Source organism: Rhizobium sp. Root1212, from assembly GCF_001424985.1.
GTDB lineage: Bacteria > Pseudomonadota > Alphaproteobacteria > Rhizobiales > Rhizobiaceae > Pararhizobium.
The window spans coordinates 20,747-46,824 of the sequence record NZ_LMDA01000009.1 but is presented as its reverse complement, the minus strand read 5'-3'; the positions used below and the strand labels follow the sequence as shown (position 1 = coordinate 46,824).

21 protein-coding genes are annotated in these 26,078 nt (G+C 54.8%); 5 read left to right on the top strand and 16 right to left on the bottom strand.

What is annotated here, in order from left to right; all coding sequences use genetic code 11:
* The first annotated feature begins 718 nt into the window (after positions 1–718).
* The gene (locus ASC86_RS11195) at positions 719–2,380 is read left to right on the top strand and encodes an electron transfer flavoprotein-ubiquinone oxidoreductase (protein WP_056320604.1); all 1,662 of its coding nucleotides are present in this window, start codon (positions 719–721) and stop codon (positions 2,378–2,380) included.
* 41 nt (positions 2,381–2,421) lie between these two features.
* Here ASC86_RS11195 and ASC86_RS11190 read toward each other — a convergent pair whose 3' ends face one another.
* The 4 genes from ASC86_RS11190 to torT are packed head-to-tail and all read right to left on the bottom strand — an operon-like array spanning position 2,422 to position 8,597.
* Positions 2,422–4,758, bottom strand: coding sequence for a molybdopterin-dependent oxidoreductase (locus tag ASC86_RS11190; protein ID WP_056320603.1), 2,337 nt, complete (start codon positions 4,756–4,758; stop codon positions 2,422–2,424).
* Positions 4,759–4,786: 28 nt separating this feature from the next.
* On the bottom strand, positions 4,787–5,821 hold the full coding sequence (locus ASC86_RS11185; RefSeq protein ID WP_056320601.1) for an ABC transporter permease: 1,035 nt from the start codon (positions 5,819–5,821) through the stop codon (positions 4,787–4,789).
* Complete coding sequence (locus tag ASC86_RS11180) at positions 5,818–7,329, bottom strand: sugar ABC transporter ATP-binding protein (protein WP_056320599.1); 1,512 nt, start codon at positions 7,327–7,329, stop codon at positions 5,818–5,820. Before ASC86_RS11180 ends, ASC86_RS11185 begins: the two co-directional genes overlap by 4 nt.
* An 11-nt stretch (positions 7,330–7,340) precedes the next feature.
* Positions 7,341–8,597 (bottom strand): TMAO reductase system periplasmic protein TorT, encoded by a 1,257-nt coding sequence (torT, locus tag ASC86_RS11175; protein WP_156387008.1) that lies wholly within the window; start codon positions 8,595–8,597, stop codon positions 7,341–7,343.
* Between the two features lie 217 nt (positions 8,598–8,814).
* Here torT and ASC86_RS11170 point away from each other — a divergent pair, with 217 nt between their 5' ends.
* The gene (locus ASC86_RS11170; RefSeq protein ID WP_162244996.1) at positions 8,815–9,441 is read left to right on the top strand and encodes a TetR/AcrR family transcriptional regulator; all 627 of its coding nucleotides are present in this window, start codon (positions 8,815–8,817) and stop codon (positions 9,439–9,441) included.
* 13 nt (positions 9,442–9,454) lie between these two features.
* On the opposite strand, the gene ASC86_RS11165 is transcribed toward ASC86_RS11170, so the two are convergent.
* The 5 genes from ASC86_RS11165 to ASC86_RS11145 form a co-directional block, all read right to left on the bottom strand.
* The gene (locus ASC86_RS11165; protein ID WP_056320588.1) at positions 9,455–10,717 is read right to left on the bottom strand and encodes an NAD(P)/FAD-dependent oxidoreductase; all 1,263 of its coding nucleotides are present in this window, start codon (positions 10,715–10,717) and stop codon (positions 9,455–9,457) included.
* Positions 10,718–10,779: 62 nt separating this feature from the next.
* On the bottom strand, positions 10,780–11,202 hold the full coding sequence (locus ASC86_RS11160) for an acyl-CoA thioesterase (protein WP_082510073.1): 423 nt from the start codon (positions 11,200–11,202) through the stop codon (positions 10,780–10,782).
* Positions 11,199–11,696, bottom strand: coding sequence for a MaoC/PaaZ C-terminal domain-containing protein (locus tag ASC86_RS11155; RefSeq protein ID WP_056320585.1), 498 nt, complete (start codon positions 11,694–11,696; stop codon positions 11,199–11,201). Before ASC86_RS11155 ends, ASC86_RS11160 begins: the two co-directional genes overlap by 4 nt.
* Positions 11,697–11,817: 121 nt before the next feature.
* Entirely contained in the window at positions 11,818–12,978 is a 1,161-nt protein-coding gene (locus tag ASC86_RS11150) for an FAD-dependent oxidoreductase (protein WP_056320581.1), read from the bottom strand.
* 24 nt (positions 12,979–13,002) lie between these two features.
* On the bottom strand, positions 13,003–14,427 hold the full coding sequence (locus ASC86_RS11145; RefSeq protein WP_056320580.1) for an FAD-dependent oxidoreductase: 1,425 nt from the start codon (positions 14,425–14,427) through the stop codon (positions 13,003–13,005).
* A gap of 209 nt (positions 14,428–14,636) precedes the next feature.
* Here ASC86_RS11145 and ASC86_RS11140 point away from each other — a divergent pair, with 209 nt between their 5' ends.
* Positions 14,637–15,455 carry a citryl-CoA lyase gene (locus ASC86_RS11140; RefSeq protein ID WP_056320577.1) on the top strand — a complete coding sequence of 273 codons (819 nt, stop codon included), beginning with the start codon at positions 14,637–14,639 and terminating at the stop codon, positions 15,453–15,455.
* A gap of 381 nt (positions 15,456–15,836) precedes the next feature.
* On the opposite strand, the gene ASC86_RS11135 is transcribed toward ASC86_RS11140, so the two are convergent.
* The 3 genes from ASC86_RS11135 to ASC86_RS11125 form a co-directional block, all read right to left on the bottom strand.
* On the bottom strand, positions 15,837–17,282 hold the full coding sequence (locus ASC86_RS11135; protein WP_056320574.1) for a hypothetical protein: 1,446 nt from the start codon (positions 17,280–17,282) through the stop codon (positions 15,837–15,839).
* A 259-nt stretch (positions 17,283–17,541) separates the two neighbouring features.
* Positions 17,542–18,357 carry a transporter substrate-binding domain-containing protein gene (locus ASC86_RS11130; RefSeq protein ID WP_056320571.1) on the bottom strand — a complete coding sequence of 272 codons (816 nt, stop codon included), beginning with the start codon at positions 18,355–18,357 and terminating at the stop codon, positions 17,542–17,544.
* 262 nt (positions 18,358–18,619) lie between these two features.
* Entirely contained in the window at positions 18,620–19,732 is a 1,113-nt protein-coding gene (locus ASC86_RS11125) for a nitronate monooxygenase family protein (protein WP_056320568.1), read from the bottom strand.
* A gap of 196 nt (positions 19,733–19,928) precedes the next feature.
* On the opposite strand from ASC86_RS11125, the gene ASC86_RS11120 reads away from it, so the two are divergent.
* On the top strand, positions 19,929–20,720 hold the full coding sequence (locus ASC86_RS11120) for an aspartate/glutamate racemase family protein (RefSeq protein WP_056320565.1): 792 nt from the start codon (positions 19,929–19,931) through the stop codon (positions 20,718–20,720).
* A 33-nt stretch (positions 20,721–20,753) separates the two neighbouring features.
* Positions 20,754–21,548: an SDR family NAD(P)-dependent oxidoreductase gene (locus tag ASC86_RS11115; RefSeq protein WP_056320562.1), complete on the top strand. Its 795-nt coding sequence runs from the start codon at positions 20,754–20,756 to the stop codon at positions 21,546–21,548.
* A gap of 95 nt (positions 21,549–21,643) precedes the next feature.
* On the opposite strand, the gene ASC86_RS11110 is transcribed toward ASC86_RS11115, so the two are convergent.
* The 4 genes from ASC86_RS11110 to ASC86_RS11095 form a co-directional block, all read right to left on the bottom strand.
* On the bottom strand, positions 21,644–22,675 hold the full coding sequence (locus ASC86_RS11110) for a toll/interleukin-1 receptor domain-containing protein (RefSeq protein ID WP_162244995.1): 1,032 nt from the start codon (positions 22,673–22,675) through the stop codon (positions 21,644–21,646).
* Positions 22,676–22,805: 130 nt separating this feature from the next.
* On the bottom strand, positions 22,806–23,678 hold the full coding sequence (locus ASC86_RS11105) for an NAD(P)-binding domain-containing protein (protein WP_056320555.1): 873 nt from the start codon (positions 23,676–23,678) through the stop codon (positions 22,806–22,808).
* A complete protein-coding gene (locus ASC86_RS11100) occupies positions 23,675–25,114 on the bottom strand; it encodes an APC family permease (protein WP_056320552.1) in 1,440 nt (479 codons plus the stop codon). Before ASC86_RS11100 ends, ASC86_RS11105 begins: the two co-directional genes overlap by 4 nt.
* Before the next feature lie 183 nt (positions 25,115–25,297).
* Entirely contained in the window at positions 25,298–25,939 is a 642-nt protein-coding gene (locus ASC86_RS11095) for a TetR/AcrR family transcriptional regulator (protein ID WP_056320549.1), read from the bottom strand.
* Between the last annotated feature and the right edge of the window lie 139 nt (positions 25,940–26,078).

Here is a 26,078-nt window from a genome sequence, read left to right as displayed (position 1 = left end):
CCGGATAAACGCATGTCTACTCCCGAAAGACCTCTTCCCAACGAATACGATCTATTCTTCGTGGAGGATTCTTTCGGCAGTGTGCCGTTTGAGGTTGCCCGGCCAAGCATCAGGTCGTCGGCGCTACAGACTGTTGTGAACGAAACCTGCAGTAAAATACTCGCTTACGATGGATCGTTGATGTCGCAGCAGGTAGCCGGTCGTGTCTTCGGCAAGCTGTTGAAACCGGGCCGGATCAGCCTAAACACGCAGCCACTGTCTTCGGCGCTTCAAGGATGCTTTGATTATTCCCTCGAACGGTTACACCGCCGCCCTCGATATCGCGATTTGGCGGAAGCCCTTAGGCGAGTATGCGGCGGGTTGACTTGGTTCAGAGAACCTGCAGGTCCATTTGCGAGCATGAATTTCGAGAAATCGAATTCCCATGCCGTCGTGGTTGGACCCGGTGGCCTTGAGGAACGAGCCGACGCAAGAATAGGCATCGCGATGCTGGCTCCCTACATGCGGATGCCAGATCACAAGCTTGATTGTCCACGTGCATACTTAGCTCTCACGGACTTCGAGTTTTCGACCGAAAGCACGGGCTGGATGAGGGTCGAGGCGGGAACAGTCTGCTTCGCGCCAGCAAGTGAACTTGTTGCCTACCGATGCACTGCGACCCCTCTCCTAACGATCTGGTGCGACATCCCTACTCCAGCGCATTCAACCCGAGGACATTATGAGCGAAGCACAGGTAGAACCGCGCGAAAGCATGGAATTTGACGTCGTTATTGTTGGCGCAGGTCCTGCAGGGCTGTCCGCCGCGATTAGACTGAAACAATCAAATCCCGACCTCACAGTCGTTGTGCTGGAAAAGGGATCGGAAGTGGGCGCACACATTCTTTCCGGCGCTGTTGTCGACCCCGTGGGAATCGACCGTCTGCTTCCTGATTGGCGCAACGATTCCGATCATCCGTTCAAGACCGAAGTTAAAGACGATCAGTTCTTGTTGCTTGGTCCGGCTGGCTCGATCCGGCTCCCAAACTTTGCGATGCCGCCATTGATGAACAACCATGGCAACTACATCGTCTCTCTCGGTAACGTCTGTCGCTGGCTGGCAGCGAAGGCCGAGGAACTCGGTGTCGAAATCTATCCTGGCTTCGCGGCAACGGAAGTTCTCTACAATGAGAGCGGCGCGGTTATTGGCGTCGCGACCGGAGACATGGGTATCGAGCGGTCTGGCGAGCCCGGCGCGAACTACACGCGCGGTATGGAACTGCTGGGTAAATATACGCTCATATCTGAAGGCGTCAGGGGTTCACTCGCCAAGCAGCTTATTTCCAGGTTCAAGCTCGATGAGGGCCGTGAACCTCAGAAATATGGGATCGGCCTCAAGGAGCTGTGGCAGGTAAAGCCCGAGAACCATAAACAGGGCCTCGTACAGCACTCCTTCGGCTGGCCGCTTGGCATGAAGACCGGTGGTGGCTCCTTCCTCTATCACCTTGAGGATAATCTGGTCGCTGTCGGCTTCGTCGTGCACCTGAACTACAAGAACCCCTACCTCTATCCCTTCGAAGAGTTCCAGCGCTTCAAGACCCATCCGGCCATTTGTGCTACGTTCGAGGGCGGCAAGCGCTTATCATATGGCGCACGAGCCATCACTGAGGGCGGCTATCAGTCGGTACCGAAACTGTCCTTCCCTGGGGGTGCATTGATTGGCTGTTCGGCAGGTCTAGTGAACGTCCCCCGCATCAAAGGCAGCCACAATGCCGTTTTGTCCGGAATGCTGGCAGCTGATCGCATTGCCGCAGCGATTGGTGCAGGGCGCGCGCACGATGAAGTGACAGAGATCGAGAATGACTGGAGGTCCACCGATATCGGCAAGGACTTGAAACGAGTCCGCAACGTCAAGCCGCTCTGGTCGAAGTTTGGAACAGCCATCGGCGTTGCCATGGGCGGACTGGACATGTGGACGAACCAGGTCTTTGGCTTCTCCTTTTTCGGCACCCTGAAGCACGGCAAGACGGATGCTCAGAGCCTGGAACCGGCAGCCAAGCACAAGCGGATCGATTATCCTAAGCCGGACGGCGTCCTTACCTTCGACCGCCTGTCCTCCGTGTTTCTCTCGAACACCAACCATGAAGAGGATCAGCCGGTCCATCTGAAGGTAAAGGACATGGATTTGCAGAAGCGGTCGGAGCACGACATTTATGCCGGTCCGTCGACACGCTATTGTCCCGCTGGTGTCTACGAGTGGCTGGAGAAGGACGGTGAGGACGTGTTCGTTATCAACGCGCAGAACTGCGTTCACTGCAAAACGTGCGACATCAAGGACCCCAACCAAAACATAACCTGGGTACCTCCGCAGGGTGGCGAAGGTCCTGTTTATCCGGGGATGTAACGGGGCGGCCTGATGCAGCAAGTGGCTGTTCGTGCCTCCGATCAGTCACCTGAATCAATCATCGGAAGTTCAAAGGCTCGTACCGGCGGCACCTCATCGAGGTATCGCTCGACTTGCACCAAACAGGAGAGCGCACTGCAGCCTTGGCTAAGCGCTGACGTGCCCTGATCCATAGTAAGGACATTGGGATTGCCGTGGCTTTCCAAAGATGGCCTCGTCCAATCGGTTGGATCGAACCACGCGCCGGTCGCCATAATTGCCACGCCCGGCATTACGTCCTCGGTTACCTGAACTCCCGCTAGGCACTCACCCCGAGCATTATAAACTCTTACAAGATCGCCCGTTCGAAGATTGCGCTGCTGAGCGTCGTGGTCATTCAGGAGAATCGGCTCCCTGCCTGCCACCTTTCCCTCCTTACTATGACAGGAATGATCGAGCTGGCTGTGAAGTCGTCGCTTAGGCTGGTGGGTTACCAGATGAATCGGGTGCAATCTGGTGCTCGTCGAACCTAGCCACTCCTCTGGTTCAAGCCAGGTGGCGCGTCCCGGGCAATCCGCATAATTGAAATTCGAGACTACGTCGGATGACAATTCAACCTTCCCTGACGGAGTGGGAAGAGGAAAGGATGCGGGGTCGGAGCGGAAGTTCGATAATAGAACCTGAGGTTCCGGCGATCTTCCAAGATCGATCCAACCTGTTCTCCAGAACTCATCAAACGGCGGCAAACTAACATCGCTTGGTACTCTCGCCCTGAAATCCTCATACATCCGGATCAACCAGCCGCGCTCGTCTAACCCCTCCCCGAATGCGTTTCCGAATCCCATTTTCTCTGCGATACCAAGGAAGATGTCATAGTCGCTCTTGGCGTCCGCCAGCGGTTCTTTGAATCTATGCATCGCCATTACATAGCCCTCGCGAGACGCGAACCCCAGGTCATCTCTCTCGGCCGCGATACATGCAGGCAGCACGATATCAGACGCCTTTGCGGTAGCAGTCCAATACTGTTCGTGAACGATGATCGTCTCAGGAAGCTTCCAAGCTTTTAGAAACCGATTAAGGTCCTGATGGTGATGGAAGGGGTTACCGCCTGCCCAGTATATCAGGCGAATGTCGGGATATGTCCCGACCTTCCCGTCATAGGTGAAGGACTTGGTTGGATTGAGAAGCATGTCCGCGATACGCGCCACGGGAATATAGGCTGAAACGGCATTGCGGCCTTGCGGGAGACGGGGTCCCGAAATGCGCCTGTTCGTTGAACCAACAGAATTCATCGTGCCGTAGCCGACTCCGAAACCGCCACCAGGCAGTCCAATCTGACCGAGCATCGCCGCCAACGTCACGATGGCCCAGTAAGTCTGTTCTCCATGTCTCTGCCTTTGCAACGACCAGGATGCATTCACCATGGTGCGCTTGGTGCTTAGTTCCCGCGCAAGAACGTCGATATACTCAGCGGCCACACCGGTGATCCGACAGGCCCAAGCCGGGTCTTTCGGCTGTCCATCGAAAATGCCCAAGAGGTATTCGCGAACACTTTCAAACCCCACGCAGTGTGTGTTCAAAAAATCCTGATCATGCGCCTCAGTTTGCAAAATGACGTAGCAAAGCGCGAGGATCATCGCGACATCGGTGTTCGGGCGGATGGGTAGCCACTCCATCTCCACACCATTACCGGAGCGCAATGGGCTGATGTTGATAAAGCGCGTTCCCCTCGATTGCATCCTTTTGAAAGCATCCAAGACGTTATGCCTGCTCACGCCCCCTGCCGTCATCTGTGTGTTTTTGATCTGCAAGCCGCCGAAAGCGACGAATAAATCGGTGTTTTCCGCCAACACGCTCCAGTCGGAATGCTGATCGAGTAAAGTGTCCATCGGAGCGACGATGTGGGGAAGAATGACAGACCCTGCTCCGTAGCTGTACGAATCCTTCGAGCGTACGTAGCCGCCGATTGAACTCAGGAACCTATGGATTTGACTTTGGGCATGATGAAACCTTCCGGCGCTTCCCCAGCCGTACGATCCGCCATAGACGGCGTCATTTCCATGGGTTTCGATTACTCGCGACAATTCTATGGCGATAATTTCATTGGCCTCATCCCACGGCACTTCAACGAACGGTTCGCTACCTCGCTGATCTCCAGAGTTGCCCGCGCCGCGATTGAGCCATCCCTTACGAAATGACGGGCGTCGTACTCGCATAGCTTCTGTTGCCTCAGACATTTGGTCGAGGCCGATCTGGGTCGGATTAGGGTCCTTGCTCCAGTTGCGAAGGGAGAATCTCCCGCCATTTTCCATGACTTCCGAGATTCCCCAATGGCCAGCTGTTAGCCTCTCCGGGGGGCGTTCCACCGGAGAGCGTTGCGTTGAGCGACGGTCAGTCATCGTATGTCCAATCTATCCGGCATAACCGTCAAACCGGCTTCAGTCGGACGCGAGCGCGGAGCCGGTCGACGAGCAGTGCGAGCACCAGGAGCGCGCCAAGGAGGATATCCTGGACGTAGCTTTGGACCCGGATAAGGTCCATACCGTTGCTAAGAAGGACGATAAATAACGCTCCCATGACTGCGCCAGAAACTCGCCCTTCACCTCCCGACAACGCAATACCACCGATAACGCATGCGATAATCGACTGCATTGGGTATTGGAGACCGATGTTCGCCTCCCCCGTGGAAATGCGAGCTGTCAAAATGACACCCACGAAAGCGGCGAAGAGGCTCCCGAGCACCATCATCGTGAACAGTGTCCGCTTGACGTTGACCCCTGCCTGGTACGCCGCGTGGTCGTTTCCGCCCACCGCATAGGCTTGCCGACCAACTCGTGTCCAGTTGAGAAGCACATAAACCGCGATGATCACCACGGCGAACAGGATCAAGGGAAGAGGTATGCCCATGACCGAGGTACCGCCAAAATACCGCGCAAATGCGGGTGGCAGTCCCGAAACGGGAGTGCCACCAGAAATGAGCAAAGCTACGCCGGTCGCGGCCGAACCAACGCCCAAGGTCACCATGAAAGAGTTTATTTTATAGACGGCGATCAGGGTACTGTTCATCAAGCCAATGACCAGCCCCAGTACAAGCGTTGAGGCGAGGCCAGCCGCAATCGCCATTGCCGGGTCGTCGGGAAAGGTGTTTGTCATCACCAGCGCGCAGGAGACGGACGAAAGAGCGACCGTTGCTCCGTTTGAGAGGTCGTAGTTTCTGGTGATCAGGTAGAGCATCTGGGCAAGCGAGATGATCCCCAAATAGCTTACCTGGCGCGAAACATTGATGAGATTACCATAGGATAAGAATCGCGGTTCGATCCAGCCAAAGGCTGCGACAAGCACAACCAGGAGCAGCGGTAGAATCCCGTAGATCACAAACTGCCGCCGGAAAAACGTTCCAGCTCTGTTCGAGGGAGCTGGTCGAGAGGATTTGGCCTCAGCCGTAGTAGTGAAAGTGGTCATTGTACATTCATTTCCGGTTCGTGGAAAAAGTAAGGGAGCATGGTCTTTTCACTGAGGTCAGCCCCAGTGAACTCGCCGACGATCCGGCCGTGCGCGACGACGTACGCCCGGTGGACAAGGTTCACGATCTCAGGGAGGTCGGAAGATATGACGAGTACAGCTGCCCCCTCCTTGGCAAGCCCGTGCATAGCTTGGTAGATTTCGGCTCGTGCACCTACATCGACACCAGCAGTCGGCTCATCGAAGATATGAACTGCATACGGACGCGTAAAACCGCGTGCGAGAACGATCTTCTGTTGGTTCCCACCCGAGAACGTGCTGGGGAGCGCGTCTGGATGGAATGGCCTCAAGGAAAGTTTGGCCAAGATGGCATCGGCATCATTGCGTTCTGCTTTCCTGCGAATGAAGCGTAAAAATCCAAGCCACTTATCGAGCGCGGACAGGGTTACGTTTTCCCTGGCGGTTTGTACGCTGATCAAACCTTCCTTTTTTCGGTCCGATGGATAGTGGATGACACCACGCTCCAGACGTCTTTGGGGGGAAGCTGGGCCAGCATCGCTACCGTCTATTTCGATCCTACCGCGCGTCAACGGCGACATACCGAAACAGACCTTGCCAATGTCGGATTTACCAGAACCGACGAGCCCACCTACCCCCACAATCTCGCCACGCCTCACATGAAGGCTAATATCCTTAAGCGCGTCGTTCGAGACATTGACCAATTCCAACCCGCCAGGCACCGTGTGGAGGAGCTTTTGTGGGAAAAGCGCTTCCACTTTCCGCCCGGTCATCAACTCGACCAGTTCCTGGTCGCTCACATCAGGCACTGCCGTCGTCTTGATCAAACAACCGTCGCGCATCACCGAGACCACGTCACCGATACGACGGATTTCCGCCATACGGTGGGTGATATAGATCATCGCGATACCTTGCTCGCGAAGCCGCATCACGATTTTGAAAAGCTGTTCCGTTTCTTCTTCGGTAAGGGAGGCGGTGGGTTCGTCAAGGATCAGGAGCTTGGCGGAGTCTTGCAAGGCTCGTGCCATTTCCACCACCTGTTGCTCCGCCCGACTAAGGTCGCGCGCAAACGCTGATAGAGGGATTTTTGAGCCAATTCTGTCGAGCGCAGCTCTGGCGAGCCTCTCTTGAGCTTGCCGATCCAGAAAAGCGCTTTTCAGCGGCTCTCTCCCCAACGTCAGGTTCTCAGCAACAGTTAGCTGAGGTATGAGCGCGGGCTCCTGGTAGACAGCCGAGATACCAAGCTCCCGCGCAACGCGGGGGCTTGAAAAAGAGACGTTCCGTCCGTCGAATATGATCTCGCCAGAATCGGGCTTATGAATGCCTGAAAGCAGCGAGATCAACGTCGATTTTCCGGCACCATTCTCTCCAAAAAGAACATGAACGGTGCCAGCTTGGAAGCCAACCGACATGTCTTTCAAGGCGGTGACAGCCAGGAAGCTCTTGCAGAGGTTCCGGGTCTCGGCCACCGTTGTGGTGCTTGAAGTCATATTTCCGAACCTCAGTTCACGCTGAAGACCGGCCGGAAACCTTCCGGAGGGAGATTAAGCTCCTTGATGAGCGTGCTGAGATTATCGTTCTTTTCGCCTGCACCTTTGCCGCAGATGACGTTAGCCGCCATCCCGATGTAGGAGCTGCCGTGGAATGGCTTCTTCTCAAGGACGCGGATCGCCATATCCATCGCGATGCGAGACAAAATCCTGTCATTGCCCGCGCTTGCGCAGGTGATGGAGCCGTTTTCCAGGCCAGCGTAGACTTCTGGCGTAAAGTAGTAGGAAGCCGTTTTTACCTTCGAGGTGAGACCGCGTTCGTTGAGCGGGCCTGTTGCGGCATCTGCCGTGACAGCGCTTCCCAGGATGTAGTTCATCTCAGGATACGCAGAGAGAGCGTTTTCAATAAGGTTCAGTTGCGCGTCCTTGCCGGTATCGCCATAGCTGACACCGAGCACCTCTACGTCCCCACCCTCGGCCTGCTCCTTGAAGCACCGGATCATGGTTTCAAGCGAACTGACACCTGCCGGACCTGGGAACCATACTGCTTTGACCGGTTCCCCGGTTTCCTTCAGATGCTTGCCCATGTAGCCGCCGAGCGTGCAGTGCTCGAAAAGTGCCCGCCCTGCAACGGCTGGGGAGCTGACCCCGTTCACGTAGTCGATTACGACGATCCCCTGAGCGGCGATTTCCTCGATCACCGGATTGAGCGCGTCACTGCTGACCGCACCAACCAGGACTGCGTTTGCACCGCTGGCAACGCAATTTGAAATCTGATTGAGCTGTTTGCTGATCTCGGTGTAGCCGCCAGCTTCAAAGACCTGCAAGGTGACACCTGTGCGTTTAGCTTCATCGACCAAGCCAGCGTCTTGCCCAACCCAATATGGGTCTTTTACATGTGGTAGCACCGCGCAGATATTCCATTTGCCGGAAATCTCGCTGACCGGAAGGGGGGTATAAACGGAAGGCGTTCGCGCGCCGTCGCAACCCGCCGTTTCACAGCCGATCACTTCAACCGGCACGGCCCAGTCTCCAGCTGTCACAGCATTCTTTATCGACTCGACTGAATTTTTGGAGTTGTCAGCGAACACGCCGTGCGCTTCTGCAACCGTTGGCAACGGTTGGGGCCTGTCCTGCGCTTGAGTGCCTGTTACGCCTGATGCGATCAGTGCGGCAGCGAACAACATTGTGCAGTTTTTTCTCTTCATTCGATGTTCCCCTTTAAAATTTGGGCAAAGTTCACCCTGCGCGGGATCGACGATCTCCACGTGGCTATCTGCTGATTTTCTATGTTTGCGAGCGATTCCTCCGAACTGCCCGACACTCCCATACGGTCTTAAACTCGCCGATCTAAGCGCGGCAGATATAAAGACTGCAGCAATAACGAAACATGGACACTTGTCTAAGTCAATCGTCCATGATCAAATTTGTTGCTCGGCACTAGTTGGCGAGATAGCGTGCGACTGCACTTGTATGGATTTAGAAATGGCCAAAAAAATTGTGAGAGTATCGACGGCCGACAGGCGAGAGCAGCTGATCGACGCCACCATTAACGTCATGCGCCGCGATGGAGTTCAGGCGGCAACCATGAGAGCTGTAGCTGCGGAGGCGGGTGCTCAGCTGGCGACAGTTCACTACTGTTTCGAAGATAAGGACGCTCTACTCGCCGCAGCAATTCAACGCTGGCTACGCGCGATGATCACTGACGTTATCAGCTTTTCGACTGAAGGAGGCATGCGGTCAGCTGCCCGTCAGATGGTTGAAGCCTGGTGGGAAGCATTGGTGAGCACTCCGACTGATGCGATGGCGCAGTTCGAGTTGCCTCTCTGGGCCATGAGAAACGACAAAGCCGAGTTAGCCGCAACGATCTACCCCTCGTACATCTTAGAACTTTCGGAAATGCTCTCCAAATCCTTGGAGATTGCTGGCGAAAGCTGCGAATGGGACGTTGACCGGTTCTCCCGAGCACTGCTGGTGATCATCGATGGTTGTAGCCTTCAATATCTCTCCGACCCAACCTCCCGAGCCAAGGAACTGTGCGACGACATGCTTGAGACATTGCTCGTCAGGGCGGGAATCTCGACAAATACCCGCTCCACTAAATCGGCATAGGGTTTAGTTGGGATCACGTTGCGTCCCGGATAGTTTCGCGCTGGGTTATCAGTCGAGCGCTATGTTGGCCGCTTATGGAAATCCATAACCAGCTCCAGGCTACCGCAAAGCGCCGCCGTGTTCCGATTAGGAAATAGATATGGGCGAATCCCCAGACCCACCAAGCCAGCCAACCGCGCAGCTTCAGTTTGCCGAAATCGATAATCGCTGAATTGTTTCCGATGGTCGCGAGGCTGCCTTGGTGGCGATAACGAAACGGTGACGGTGGCTGCTTGTTGACAAGCCGATTCTTGATCACCTTTGCCACGTAAGCGCCTTGCTGCTTCGCAGCAGGAGCGATTCCAGGTACATGCTTCCCCATCTGGATAACCGACGCCGTGTCCCCGATTACGAAGACTGCCGGGTCGCTAAGGACAGTCAGATTTTCATCGACAATCGCCCTGCCCGCTCGATCAGCATCGACGTCGAGCCACCGTGCAGCAGGTGACGCCTTTACCCCAGCGGCCCAAATAATTGTCTTACAGGGTATGAAGTTCTCGGCCACAGTCACCCCATCCCCCGTGCACTCGGTAACTGGTTTACCCAGAAGCACATTCACTCCACGTTTCGCAAGGCTCTGTTGAGCGTATTTCGATAGCTTCTCATCGAACGTCGACAGGATACGGCTTCCTGCCTCCACCAACAGCACCTTGGTCTTCCGTGTATCGATTGCCCTAAACTCTGCGGGTAGGGTTCGATGAGCCAACTCTGCGATAATTCCTGCGAGTTCGACGCCGGTGGGGCCTGCCCCTACGATTGCGAACGTGAGCAGTGCCTCCTTCTCCTCCTCGGAGCGAGCCCGCTCAGCGAGTTCAAAAGCAAGTAATACCCGCCGCCGGATTGTAGTCGCGTCTTCTAGGGTTTTAAGACCAGGTGCGACATGTTCCCAATCGTCCCTTCCAAAATAGGCGTGAGTGGCACCAGTCGCGAGTACGAGCGTGTCGTTAGAGATATTCTCCCCGCTGCTCAAAACGACCTTCTTTGCCAACCGGTCGACCGCAACGACTTCCCCGAGAAGCGTCTGCACTTCCGGTCTGTCCCGGTAAAGCGAACGGATAGGCCAGGCGATTTCGGATGTCGCGAGCAAAGTCGTGGCGACTTGGTAGAGAAGCGGCTGGAACAGATGATGATTGCGCCTGTCGATAAGTGTGATCTTGATCGGTACGCCTTTAAGGTCATTGACGAGTTGCAAACCCGCGAAACCGCCGCCAACAACAACAAGGTGATGATCAGTCATGGGTGCACCCCTTCCGCTGTAACGTCCCGCCCTCAGTCCATCCAAAGGCAGGGTGGCAATATTCAATTTCCGGGCAGTTTTTTGTGTTCGAGGTGCTTTTCGGCGTTCAATCTTATCTCGTCAGGGAGCACCAACCCTTTGCGCTCCACCAGGTCAAAATAGACTGACTTGATTTCGTTCGATGCGCTCAACTCGCCATTTATATTGTAGAGCCGATGGAAGCTCGTGAGGGACTTGCCTCCGATGTTCGACACCGCGCTTTCGACATAGAAGAGGCTGCCTACCGCCAATTCCTTTGAGAAGCTGACGTTGTGCTGGACATCGGCCCAACCCTCCCCCCTCTCTTTCTGCCATTCAGTACGGTACCCCAATGCGTGCACCAAGTGCCACATAGCTTGGTCAAACGCTGCGACATAGTATTGAACATTCATGTGCCCCATCGCGTCACAGGCCGCCGGATAAACGACGGCGGAATAGGTTCTCATTTCATGCTCCCGGATGATGACGCCTCGGCTCCAACGGCAGACTCCCGCCGTCGGTACAGGTTCGTTATGAACGCAGACAACACACAGGTGCCGTCCTGATCAAAGGTCTCGGCTTCCCATTTGACGATTCCCAGTCCAGTTTTGCTACTGGAAGGTCGCATCGCGCGCACCGTGAAGCGCGCAAGTAACCTGCTTTCCGGTAAGACGGGCGCTCGAAAGCGCATCTCATCTACCCCGAAACCGGCGACAGCGTTGCCGGTCAGGACTCTGCTATCGACACCTAATCTCATTGTAATCGCATAGGTATGGGCACCACTTGCTACAAGCTTACCGAAAAAGGTGTCGCCTGACTTGGCTTCATCGGTATGAAAGGGTTGAGGGTCCCAGAGCTTCGCGAAGTCGATAATCTCGTCCTTCGTGACTAACCGGCTTCCGCTCCAGACCGTGTACCCAATCGACAAGTCTTCGAAGAATGGGTCCGTGGTGTTTTCCATGGCTATTATACCTCACGACGGCAGACAAGTTCTCCCACGCGCCGGTGAAGGCGACATGGATGCGGTGCAGTGTTTGAGCGCGGGAGCGGACGGATTCCTCCAAAGTGGCCCTGCGGTGCTGCTAGGTATTGTACTGACCTGCCTCCCAGCGCCGCTTGGCTCGCCAATCGGTCGAAACTTTATTAAAGCGGTCGAGTGATAACTGGTCGATAGGCATCCGTGTCTCACCTTTCAGCAGCAACTCAGAAACGGCGATACCAACTGCAGGTGCCATTCCGAAACCATGACCTGAACAGGCTGCGGTCACCAAACCCTCAGGACTATCGAATTTGTGAATTGTAGTCATTTGGTCTGGTGCCATATCGACGATGCCCGCCCAGCTACGAAGAAACTGCGCGCCCTTGAGGACCGGCATGGTTTCGATGGCACGTCGCAGGATGTTCCGTACAATCTGAGTATTGGGTTTTGCGGCCTCTTTGCCGATCTCCAGATCAACCCACTCGTATGGACCGCCGTTCATGTGGAGGTTTCCACGCTTTGTCTGGCGGATCGAAAGGCCGTTTCCGATAAAGGCCTGCTCGAACAGAGGCGGCATCGGCGTCGTTACCAATGCTTCCAATCGAACCGGGGCCAGCGGAAAGTGAATACCGAGGGGCTCCAAAAGCAAAGTGTTGTGCGCGGCGGCGCAAAGCGCCAGCTTGTCGCTATGCAGCTCGCCTTGAAGGGTACGAACACCCTTAGCTTTCCCGCCTTCGGTAAGGATTTCAAGTACGGGCGTGTATTCCCTTATTTCGCCACCCCGGTCATTGAACGCCCATGCAAATGCCTGTGACGTGCGTTGCGGATTGGCGTGACCCGACCGATGAGTCCAAATACCTCCGAGACAACTCTCGCTGAGGCAGGGCATCATCTCACGGAGGTCGTCGCCACTCAGGAACTCAAACGGAACGTTGGTTTTCCTGAATGTTCCGTACAGCTGCTTTAGTTCATCAAGTTCACGCTCGTTGAATGCTGCCCAGATACGGCCCTTCTGCGTCCATTCCGTGGGGTAGCCCAATTCCTCATCCAGGCCGTCCCAGAGCTTCTCAGCCTCTTGAGCCAACGGGCTCTCAGCTGGGGTTTCCCCACGCAGGCTAAGGTAGCCCGTAGCGCGTGACGAAGCCTCATATGCGGTTGCTCCAGCGTCAAGGACCAACACTTTCGCTCCTGCCTTTTGGGCATGATAAGCAGTCGATAGGCCGAGGATGCCCGCGCCAACAACAATTACATCGAAATTATTCATCGTCGTATCCAAGTTGGCGGGTGATTAGTCTTGTCGGGTCTCGTACGGCCACATCTGCCAGTGCAGGCGGATGTCCTCACTCTCATCATCATCGGCGATCAAGGCGAGGTCGATAGGTCGCAACGGGAAGCGATAGCTGGCGGGGCGGATTGCATCTGGGTCGACACCGAAGCGCAGCGCCAGCGCGATGGAAGCCTCGTCTCGACAACGTTTGCCTTGGCAATGTCCCATCGAAACGCGTGTCATCCGCTTCATAAAATCTTGGTTGATGCGTGGTGCGCGCGCAGCGTCGGAGTGGACGATGGGGCTTTGGGCATGTCGTAGACCCTGCCCGAGATATGAGGGAGGCGCGATTCCACAAAACTCACCTCGGGTGACGGTCTCGCATTGGCAGATATTGACGTCGTCGCCTCCACTTTCGTGTAGAGCACTTATCCAGGTCTTGATGTAGTCCAGTGTAGGCTGAGTTTGAGCGGCGTGAGGCGGGAATCGATCAGCGTTCGTCTCACCCTTGATCGAGGCCAACAATGCCTCGGAACTGGCGTCATCTCTCAACCAATAAACGCTTTCCAGGCTCGTCTCACCCCGAGCGTCGACTTCAGGTACCCAAGAGGCCAGCCCGGGGTCATAGTGCATTTTGCAGCCCATTGCGGCAGGCAGTTCGATGTTGGGCAGTGTTGCAATGGCGACAGCTATGGAGTCGCAGTCAACCGCAAAGGTCGCATCACCGTCGAGCGAAACGCAGATTGCGCCAGAAACTTCAGTCTTTCCGAGGGCTTCGTGTACGACATGCCGCAGGTGCACGGGAATGCCCCGCTCGGCCAGCCAAGCAGCCGCCTCCGGCCCCGCATACACCTCTTGTCCCGCCTCAATGACAGCAACAATCTCAGTACCCCGCGCCAGCGCCGAACGAATAAACCTCAGCGCTAACTCTGAGGTGCCGAGAACTACCGCTTTTCTCCCTTCGAACACTTGATAAAGGTCGAGCATTGCGATGCCAGCCTTGCCGCCAAATACGCCTGGCAGTTCCCAACCCTTAAAAGAAGGCACGAAGTCCCTGACACCAGTAGCGATTACCAAGGTGTCGTGCTCCAGAATCTCGTTGCCATCGCGGTTTACTAGACCAACCCGGGGCCGCCCGACATTTACGCTGTTCGGCCCATTGCGAAATGCGCCCCAAAGGACAGTGGAAACGCGCACGTCGACACCGCTTTCCAAACATTCGATCAACTCCGGGCTGCCTTCCAAGACTGCCTGAGCAATGGAGTTGTCATTTAGAAGCGCTGAAGGCAGTCCTGCTCCGTAAAACCACGGAGCATCGAAACTCATGTCTTTCATCGCTTGAGGATGCTCATCCACGAGCGTTACATCGTGTCCAGCAGCTTGGGCCGCCAGTGCGACGCGACATCCTCCTGCACTCGCCCCCACCACGACGATCTTACCTTGCATAGCCATCTCCCTTGCGTGGTCGAGCACGTCTTCATCTTTTCGGAGAAGCCTCCCCGACACGACAAAACGAACGTTAGCGCAGCTATCCTCGTAAAAAAATACCCTTCAATCAAAAAACATACTCACTGGACAAATATTTTAATCCTTGGTACTCAAAAGCACGCGCAGCGCCTTTAGCTGCACCGATCTGAGAAGCAAGAGGTAATGAGATGACGGCCGGTATTCAGAAGTCGTGGAAGACCAGTGTAAGCGATGTGGAAGAGTCGGATGTCTTCATTCGTGGCTATAGCCTGGGCGAGATAATCGGGAACATCTCCTTTCCCGCCGCTACCTACCTGCTCATTCGAGGGCAGCTCCCGACGCCGGGTCAGACAAAGATCATCGATGCCATACTGTGTTCAGTCCTTGACTATTCATTGAAGAAGCCGGGAACAGTCGCTGCCCGCTATTGCGTTTCGGGCAACCCGTCGATGGTTGCGGGATTGGCTACAGCAATGTTGTCCGCAGGCGAATATACCCTCGCACCTGACAGCGCGGGCTCCTTCATTCGCGCGACCTACGACACCCATCGCAAGCCAGGCGCGTCCCTCGACGAGTGTGCGGAAGCTGCAGTCGACGAAATCCGCGAGAAGAAGCTGCGGGTTGGCGGCTTCGGACATCCGAATTTTAAGTTTACCGACCCGCGCGCTCAGAAGCTCAAGTCCATTGCCGTAGAGGCTGGTGTTTGGGGCGACGTCTGCGAGTGGTACGAGGCCGTGCATCGCGCCTTTATTAAGCGAGTGAACAAGCCGGAAATGGCCATCAATGAAGTTGGCATCATGGCGGCAATCTTGACCGAAATGGGCTTCACTCCGGATGAGATGACGGGCCTCGCCCTCCTCTCGACCTTCCCCGGTGTTGTCGCGCACGTATCTGAAGAACTTCAGTCCAAGACGCGTATCCGCACTCTGCCGGACGAGATTGTCAACTACACACGCGAACGGAAAGACCTGACCAACGATCTGAGCGCAGCTGGTTGGGCTAAATAATTGCTATTGGGGGGTGCGCCTAATACCGGGCGCGCCCTTCAGTTCTACAACGCCGGGAGCACGCCATTGGTTATTTTATCTCCAGATAATCGTAAATGTCGGGTTTGTTTCGCCGGGCGCATGACTTGGGTTGATTGTAGTCCTGCAGAGGACCTCGACGAACCTTCTCTGCGGGAAGAGCTGACTGCATTAGCGGCATGGTTCCGAGCGCAGCGAGCCAAAGTCCTCCCCGGCGGAGGTGCTCAATCAATTAATAGGTAACTCCCATATCTCCAAACCAGGATGCAGTATCGGCTACCAATCGATTTATTCGTCGGCGGGAGTTTCTGTGCCGCCATCTAAGAGGCTGTTACCCCTCCCTGTCCTGAAATAATTGTACGCTCAACTTCGCTGACTGCGTGATTGCATTATCGCGTGTTTGAGCTTTTCGACAAACAATTCCACCTCATCGTAATTTAAGTAGCGCTCAACAAGGTCCCTTGTCGTGCGCAGCGCACGTTCCATTGGCCCGGAACGGGCAAGAACTCTTTCGACTTCTGTCGCCACCTGTTCTTTCGGAGCATTGAGTACACCCAGCGCAGCTTGTTCTGGAAGATACTCCTCGACCAGCCGGTTGAGATCGAAGAAACGAAAATATGAGGGGTTTAGGGTTATAACCGGTGCTGTCTTAGCAAGTCTCTCGTGAATATTTCGTCCGTGTTGTACTTCATCTACCACAAATATCGCATTTGGCGTGGTGGTTGCCAATAGTTCGGCCAAACGTTCAGATGCCACGTTGCTACCGAGGCTCACGACAGATACTCGTTGCGCACCAATCAAGTCGGCCAGATTGATGCGCGCGGAAAGCTCATCGAAAAATGCTTCATCGCGTTTGCCTTCGACGAAGAGGGTGACTTGGTCAAGAGGTGCTCCGCTTTCAACTGGCTTTTCAGATTGCGCTTTCTCGTCCACCGCTTTCTTGAATTGTTTGTAGTAAGCGGAAATTCCGTTAACGCGGCGAACGCGCCGGAAAAGCGGAATCCATTCGTTGTTATCACTCCAGATAACAGGCAGGGTGAAGTTGGGGGTATTGTAAGGCAGCACTAGCAGTGCCGCTAGCGCACCAAAGCCGAGCGGACTACTCTTGTAGCAAATCCGCCCATAGTCTTCGAGGCGGCTCTTTAAACGAACTCTGTCAACGTGGGGGACGCCCGCATAAAACGACGAGTCAAGCGACCCGGCAGTGTCTGCCTCATCATATTCGAACGCTGAGAAGGTGAACGCTTTCGTCTTCTCCTCGATTTCTTCAATGGCATTTTTCATGCCGCAGACCGATAAAACAAAAAGGTTTTTCACTCCGAGGGGTAGTACGCTCTCCGCAAGCTTCTCGATTTCTTCAGTCGCTTGGCGACCGGTCCCGATTACGTCATCAAGAAGGACAAGATTCTCCACATGACCTGCCGCAATATGGTGAAAGTTCTCCGAGTTCAGGAAGTTTTCCTCTGAAATCGAAGTATTCATCCGCAGATGATACCCAATCATAGAACCACTTTTTCCCACATCACCCATCGCGGCATACATGGTGTTTGTGCCTGTGATGCGAGACTTCTTCTCAACGGCCTTACGAACCAGTTTTGAAAAGGCGATCTGAAGACCACGATCTATATCGCGCTGCCCTATGATATTAAGATTTTGGACGACACGCAGAGCAAGACCGAAGTCTGCTTCGTCGAATTGAAGCACCCATTTAATTACCTCGTCGGTAGAGACCGCCATGTCAGCGGGCCAGGACGAAATAGCGAGATTGATACGATCAACCTCATCGGCAATAGATTTCGGATATCGCATTAGGCCCTCAACTAATCATACGGCTCCCGTCCACAATCGTAGGTCGTTTTTATTAAGGCCGGGTTTCAAAGAGCTTCGGATAGCCGTCAGTCTGGATATGACGCAATCCGCACTACCAATGTGGAAGAGGCAGCTTCCGGTCTAATCTCCAAACCGGGCGATATCGGCTAAACCCTCACCACGACAGGCCCCTCACCTCGTAACAAAAAGACCGCCTCGGTCTCCCAAGGCGGCCATCGGAAGCTTCACTCGAAACAGGTCATTTAACCATACGCGGTTCACCTACGTCAGCGACCGCCTTGTCGAAGCCTGCCGCTTCCAAAGCCTTCACGATTGAACCGTCCTCGTGCTGCGCCTTGATGCTCTTGTCGAGAGCGGCACCGAGCGACTCGTTGCCCTTGGTGTAGATGATACCCGCCTGAGCAGGCTGGATCGATGCGGTGACGCGCTCGTCCGGCTTGGAAACCACGATCTTGATACCCTTGTACCCGTTCGCAGTCTTCTGAAGATATGCACCCGAATTGTATCCGTCGGCGGCAACATCGATGCGCCCCGCTTCCAGGTCCTGAGCCAAAGCAACCGGTGTCGGATAGAGTTTTAGGTTGGGACCAAGGAGCTTCTGAAGCTCGCCAACCCAGAGGTAACCCTGTACGGTCCCCACGTTCTTGCCGACGAACGACTCAACAGTGTCGTAGCCCTCCTTGGAGAAAATGCCCATCGGATCGAGGTACGTTGGAGCCGACATAGAGACTGCCTGAGCGCGCTTTTCAGTTCGGTTCCAGCTGCCAATTGCAACGTCGGATTTTCCGCTGACGACTGCCTGAATGGTAGCAGCCGGGTCCAGGGTGAGGGTGACGACTTCCAGGCAGTTTTCTTCAGCCGCCCGCTTTACAATATCAAAGTCGATGCCCGAAGCGCCGTTACCGGACGTGACGGAAAAAGGGGGATAATCGTAGGCAGCAACAGTGAGCTTGCCTTTTTCAACCGTCTGGACTTCGGTCGTGCAAGTAGCCGCGAGCACCGAAATGGTCTGGGCGACCGTCAAAACTGCCGTGAGGGCCAGTAGACGCTTCATGTAAGTTCCTCTCTGCGATTATGGTTATTGTCTGCGCCGGTATTCAAATATACCGATCAGTCAGTTTTATATTCGAGAGAGGACTAATGTGCAATAAAAAATAATGAAAAAATTAAATTTTGTATTTTTAAACAACAACTTAAACAGAAAACTTTGCACAACCGGCTTACCACCTGACTGTGCAAAGCTGAACTATTGGCGAGGCCATTAAACAAAGTTGATGGCCACATGTCCGTTCACGAAAGTGAAGAGCGCGGAATGTTCACTCGCTTTCGAGGATAGTCGTCATTCTATCCATAGCTTCAACATATTCGCTCAACATGTCGTACATCACCTGCTTAACCGTCTTCGGCTCATTGACTTGCCCGACAACCTGTCCGGCGGAATAGGTCATCCAATCTTTGCGATGAGAGCGCTCCGCTCTACGGAACGGCTCTCCCGAGAGAATGGACTGGTATGGAACCTTCAGAGGCTTTGGGGCCTCCGGTGCGGCCCAAGCCTCCGTGTATTTGCTTCGAATGGCCCTGCATGGCTTGCCCGTGTAACCGTAGGTAATGACCGCGTCTGTTGATTTAGCCGCGTAGAGTACCTCGCGCATATCGGGATTTAGTTCGCTCTCCATCGTGCCTAGCCAGATGGTCCCGCACCATACACCCTCTGCGCCGAGTGCCAGAGCTGCCGCCATCTGTCTACCGTTCCCTACTCCACCGGCAGCAAGGACTGGAATTGGCGCAACGAGATCAACGATCTCTGGCCATAAAACCATCGAGGCGACATTTCCCGTGTGCCCGCCACCTTCAGTACCCTGGGCGATGATCAGATCAACACCTGCCTCAACTTGCTTTTCAGCCTGGCGCGCAGAACCAACGAGGGCACCGAATTTAATTCCAGCCTCTCGTGCGCGCCCCATCACTGAAGGTGGCGCTACACCGAGAGCGCTGACTACAAGCTTTATTGGATGCCTCATCGCCACTTCAAAGAGAGCGTCGCTTTCTTCCTGAGTAAAGCTCAGATTACTGGCATATTCCTCGTACCAACCATCGACATCCTCCTCGGGCATTGGTGGGACGCCGTCCTCTGTCATGAGGTTGTTGATGTAGTTGACCTGCTCAGGCGGGAGAATTTTACGAGGACTTTTCCCTCCCGATATATCAGAAGCAGTGGACGTGAAAATCATGTCCACACCGTACGGCTTCCCGTCGATGTGATCGTCGATCCATTTCAATTCCTGTTCAAGGTGCTCCGGCGTCATCCAGGCAGCGCCCAAAACTCCCATTCCTCCGGCCTTCGACGTCGCCACGACAACATCGCGGCAATGGGAAAATGCAAATACGGGCGTTTCGATCCCGAACATTTCGGTGACGGCAGTTTTCAACTCGACCCTCCGGCAGCAGTTAGCTGACTTTTACGACATTATTTTTGACTTATGGGTATGTAAATCCATCCTTTCGGTCTCGTCAAGCGCCAGATCAACCAATTCTCGCTCCCAACGAGCTTGACAGGGCCGGGTATCAAGGCGACAAACTACCACGTCAGTAAATTATTCTGGCTGGTCAAATTATGAGGATGCCATGTCAAACCGGATCAATTTTGTAAACCCGTTCGGGTCTCCCAAGTACGACGAAATCATCCTCAAGACGCTCGGCCACTACGCGGCCTCAGACACCGTTCTAGAAGTAACGCACCTTGAAAATTGCCCATCCGACATCGACTTCTTTTTCTCGAAGCACATGATTGAGCAATCGCTTTTCGAGGCCGTTATGGCCTCTGAAGAACAGGGATACGACGCGGTTATCGTCGGCTGCCTCTATGATCCTGGTGTACGAGTTGCTCGCGAACTTGTTGACATTCCTGTCATCGGCCCGCTGGAGGCCTCCTTCCAAATGGCCGCGAACTACGGTCATTCAACCATGGTTCTCACTGACCATCGCAAAGCGGTTCCGTACATTTACGATCAGGCACGACTGAACGGACAAGGCGGCACCGTACGGGGTGTTGATGCCATCGACTGGTTTGTGAAGGACATGATCAATGACCGCCGTGCGGTAGCAGACGACGTCGTCCGGCTATCGAAGGAAGCGGCCCACCGCTTCGGTGCGGAGACCGTGATCATGGGATGCACAATCATCGCCGCAATCTACCAGGAGCACCTTATGGAAGGCGGTACACCTTCCGAGGTTCCGATTATCAATCCAAACCTAATGGCCTTGAAGATGGCTGAGGGACTAGCGGACCTGAAGCGAAAGGGGGGTTATTTCCTGGCGCGTCAGGGATTTTATATGAAGCCCGAAGGTCACTTCAAACAAGAATTCGAGAATGCGCGTCGTACGTGGAACGCGTCAAAGCCGCACTTCGCTCGATAACATCAAATCAGATCAGATACGAACAGGTGAAACATGGAACTTAGTTTGAAGGGCCGCACGGCAGTCATTACGGGTGGCGAAACAGGAATTGGCGCGGCAATCACGCGCGCTCTGGCACAGGCAGGTGCTTCCGTCGTTGTTGGAGGGATACTCGAAGATGTCGGAACAAAATTCGCAGAAAGTCTCGCAGCTGAAGGCCTTCAGGTGTCATTTCAGAAGACTGACGTCCGCAAGGAAGCGGACGTCAATGCACTTGTTGATGGGGCTGTCGAGAAATTCGGCTCAATCGATGTGATGGTCAACAATGCGGGTGTGTTCGACGGTTTCGCAGATTGCCTTGAAACCACCGAGGCTCTGTGGGATCAGATCATCGATATCAACCTCAAAGGCACGTTCTTCGGCTGCCGAGCGGCGCTGAAGCACATGGTGACCAAGGGCGGGGGAAGGATCATCAACACTTCGTCCGTAGGTGGATTGCGAGGCGCAGCTGACGGTCTATCTTATACAGCCTCGAAGTTTGGCGTCGTCGGTCTCACACGTCAGCTCGCCGTCACTCACACCCAATACGGTATCACCGTCAACGCGATCTGCCCTGGCGTTATCCAGACAGATATCCGGGGTAACTCCGCCGCCATCCTGGGCGCAGACGGCCCCGATATGCAGAAAGGCGTCGGTAGCGATCCTGATGCATATAAGCGGCTTGTTCCTGCCAAGCGAAAAGGCACGCCAGACGAGATTGCATCGGTGGCGCTTTTCCTGGCGACAGACGCTGGAAGCTACATCTCAGGTCAGGCCATTGCGATTGATGGCGGTTGGACTGCGACTTAAGGGGTCGCTTACGCCACCAGAATAAGGAGTGGCGTCACCTCAGGCGAATTTCGCGGCCGTCGGCAATCGCCCCGACGGCCGCTTTTCGATTAGTCTTACAGTCCCACATGCTCTTCCCAAAATCGGATATCGTCCGTTTTATGCCGCTTGCCCCTCTGTTTCAGCACGTCAGCCACGCCGTCATGCTCTTCAAAGACCAAGTCGACCTTCTCCATAGCTTTGGAAAGCGCTTTCATTTCATCAGAGGAGCGGTTCCAAGACCTAGTGTCCGGATCATAAACGTCGATTTCCACCGCCCGCTCAATGTTGTCGTCGTTCCTGTCTGGCACCGAGGGCTTTCCAAGGAGTTCGAGGATCATAAGGCGAAGAACTCTTCCACCACCAACCTCGTAAGCAATCGCAGAAACCTCGCGAATGGCGCTTTCGAACTCGGTCTCCCAGTCTGTGTTCTCGAACGCTTTACTTACAACCGCCGCTTCCACAGGGTTCAGTTGCTTAAGCGCCTTGACATGAGCCCTGGAAGCTTCGAGTTCCGCTTCATTCGCCTCCCAAGCTTCCCGCGTCTCCTTCAAATCATTAAGAACCTTCTCATGGATCGAGGCGTCAACCCTCGTTGCTTTTCTGATTCCCTGCTTTAACTCCGGCCACGCTTCCGCGAAACGGCGCATTGCCCGCATCCTTACCCCAGCCTTAGGTGCCGGTAGGTCAAGAGCGTCGCCGATATCTTCAAGCATTTGTGTAAGCGCTTCCTGCTGATCGATTTTCACACCCACAACTCCCAATAGGGTCGCCTGCATAACCTCGAATGAGTTTGGAGGCACGACGATAGGAAACCGATGGGTGTTCAAAACCCAAGCCGCACCAAGTTCGGCGAGGCAAAAAGGGCTTTCCAAGTAAGCAGGCGAAATCAGTGCGATAACGGCCTTTGCTTGAGCAGCCTTATCCTTGATCCCATCGACAAAATTTGCGCCTTTGGTCACACCTTGCCCCTCTAAGCTGGAGCAGAAAATACTTTCCGATGTGATATTCAGGGCTTGGGTAAGCAGGTTTTCAAAAGCCTCAACCAGAGCCAAATCGGCAGCGGCATGACTGAGGAAAATCAGCACAGGAGATGTATTTTTAGGCACAGCACAAGTCCACAATTATTAGGTGATGAGACTTGTTAGCGCAATCAAAACGAAAGGGAAATACCGCCTCTGAGAAGGTCAACAGTCAGCTCCGGCCCAGGGGCTCATGCCACCTGTGGCCGGTTTTGTTTTACTCAAGGTGCGCCACGACTGCGGCCGCGCCACGTGGGCCCAACCCAGCATCGACCGCCGAACGCAACTGACCTCTCAAAACATCGAGGAATGGGCTGTGCAGTCCCGCTGCGCTGCTGATCTTGCCATAGCCTTCTGCTGCGTGGGACCAGACATCGAGCGATGCCTCATACGCCGAGATATCGTCTATCGCGATCTTACTAAGGAGATCGTCGAGGCTGTTTTGGAGCAGCCTCATGGATGGACTCACCGCCCGGGTGATGACATTCAGGTCAATTCCAAGGCGCTTGGCTCTAACCAACGACTCGACGAAGCAATGCTGCGCAGTCATGTAGAACGCTCCCGGGAAGCAGGCTTCGAGGACATTCCCGTTCTCGATTGCCTCCCCTGCGTGGAATGACGCGCCGCCAAGTAGCTTGATCGTATGCTCAATTCGTTCCCACAACTCGATTGGTCCTGCGCAGGAGAGAACCGTGTCTGGCGCACCAATCATATTGGGCAGGACCCATATGGAGCCGTCAACATACTCCGCATTTCTGTCGTGTGCCCATTCGCGCATATCGCGAGCATCCTGCGCAGAACCGCTGGACAGGTTGACTATGATCTTCCCCGAAAGCTGAGGGAGGCCAATAGTCCCCAGCACCGAACGAACGACGTCGTAAGATGAGAGAACAGTCACGACAACGTCAGAGCCTGCCACTGCGGAAGAGAGGTCGGTCGTCACCTGGATGCCCGCTTCCTGCAGAGGCAGCAGGGGAGCGACACTGCGATTCCAACCGACAACCGCATGCCCCTTCCCGTGCAGTGTTCGAATGATAGCCGAGCCCATAAGGCCACAGCCTAGCACTGCTGTCCGAGAGAACGCGCTCATTGACGTCCGATCCTTGCATAGACGCCGGGTTTCGCCCGAAGAAGATACTGAGCATAGGCAAAGCCGATGACGTAAGTCGAAGATATGCCGACCAGCATAATGTTCGTCAGGGTCGGCGACCCATTGATGAGCGACGAGAAGTTATAAACTCCCAGAACGACCATAGTTGCCAGGCAGAACGTCGACAGTGCAGGCGCAACTGTCCCCTGCCAGACGCTCACATCAGTCCTCGCACGGCGGAAATACACGAACGCGGAGATGCTGGTGACGGCCATCGCGAGCAGGATCGAGAATGAAGCTAGTCCCGCAAACCATGAGTAAATCTGTTCGGCAGTCAATCCGGCTACGACGAGCAGTGCAGTGAGGACCAGATAAACGATACTCACGGTCACCGATGCTCGACTCGGTGAATTATGGACAGGGTGTGCGACGCCGAGAGATTTGGGGAATACGCCATCAACCGAAAGCGAGTAAACATACCGAGTGGTCACGTTTTGGATCGAAAGATGCGCAGCGAAAGTGCTGGTGAGAAGCAGAACGCTGACGATGTCGAATAGAATCTGGCCGCCGAACTCCTTGGCAACGACAAAGAAGGCGTTTGCAGGATCAGCAATCGAAAGCTCAACAGCCTTCGAAGTGCCCAACGCGGTGATCAGCGCCCACGAGGTAATGGCATAGAAGATGCCGATGAAAAGCACGACCGCATATGTCGCGCGGGGGATGGTGCGCTCGGGGTCGCGGGTTTCCTCGCGATAGATTGCCGTTGCCTCGAACCCACAAAACAGGGCAGCTCCGAAAATGAAAGCGATACCAAGCTGGCCCGAAGAGAAGGCCTGCCAGGTGAGTGGTTCGAGGCTGATGCCTTCCCTGCCCCCGTCAGCCATAACAAGGGCGTCGAACACGACGACGATAGCCACTTCCGCGATCAAGAGAGCGCCAAGAACCTTTGCGGAGACGGCAACGTGGAAGTATGCCAGCGCACCCACGGTAGCCCAATAGATGAGGCTGAAGGCCCACCAATCCAGAGATAAGGGCCCGAAGAGGTTTTCCGCGAACTGCTTTGTTATGATCCCAGCAAAGCCGTAGAACCCCACCCCAATCGAGAGATAGGACCCAAGGATAAGAAAAGATGATCCAAGGCCGTGGGATCGTCCCAAACCGGCTGTAATATAGGCGTAGAAGGCACCTGGATTGGGAACATATCGGGTCTGAGCGGAGTACCCTACGGCAAACAGCAGGAACGCCAGCATTACGGCGACGAAAGTAAGGGGAGCCCCCAGTCCGTTACCGTAGCCGACGATAAAGGTGATGTATCCGGCCGTTCCGGTCAAAGGGCCTGCATAAGCTAGCGTGGCGAGTGCTATATCCAGCGCACCAAGCTGCCCTGAAAGACGTGAAGACGTAGCCTCCGCGCTAAATGTGGTTGTATCGACCATGTCGAGTTCCCTGCTTTGTATTTTCTCAACGACGAAATGGAAACTATCGTTTGACGACTGCCTCTATTGGGCGTGCCACAAACGCTCTTGGTGATGAGCTGAAGCCATCGCCGGAATCCCTGTTAGGGCGCTCCTTGCGACGCATGACGATCCTCCTTCGCCAAAATTTGACTACTGAGTATTTTAATTTATCCCATCAGTCAATGTTTCAGCTTCCGTTGCGACCTTCACATCGAAAATACCGGCTTCGATACCTTGAACGAAAGCTACAATGAGCCTCTCGGAGGAGTGAGGGAGTTGGGTCTCCCGCAGGAACTGATCCTGGATAATAAAACCGTCCACTAACGCCAGCAGGCTACGAGCAACGGCCTCGATGTCGCGGAGCGGCTCGTCGGATCGACGCCCGCGCTGCAACAGCGCGCGGTAGTGGTTCAGCCACTCTTCATAAGACTGCTGCGGGAGTTTGAATTGAGTCTTGGTCCGTAAAGCCCAGATACCAAGTTCGAATTCCGTCAGCTGATCTGCTGGGGTTTGAGCAGCCCACACGGAGAACGCTCGGGCAATCGCGCCAGCGGCTGCTGCGACCCCCATTTCGGGGTGCACATGTTTCGCCACCCACTCTTTCCCGGTCGCTCCAAAGCTGTCAGAGACCGCTTCGAATAGCTGCTGCTTATTTTCGAAATGATAGTGGACGCTCCCAAGCGGCACGCCCGCCTCCGATGCAATCCGACGTGTCGTTGCGGAAGAAACGCCCTCCTCTCTTATGATTTTTGCTGCGGCCTGAATAAGGACGATTTGCTGCGGATCGCTGAGTGTTTTCGGCATCTTAGACTTTTCCTTCGAGGGAACTCGGTCTTTTCAGACAGTGACGAACCAATGTGGCAAGACCAAAAATGTCCTTGCGGTTGAGACATTGCGGGCGGCAGCGTCCACTAAAAAAAGAGCCTATCATGAGCTTGGTCAC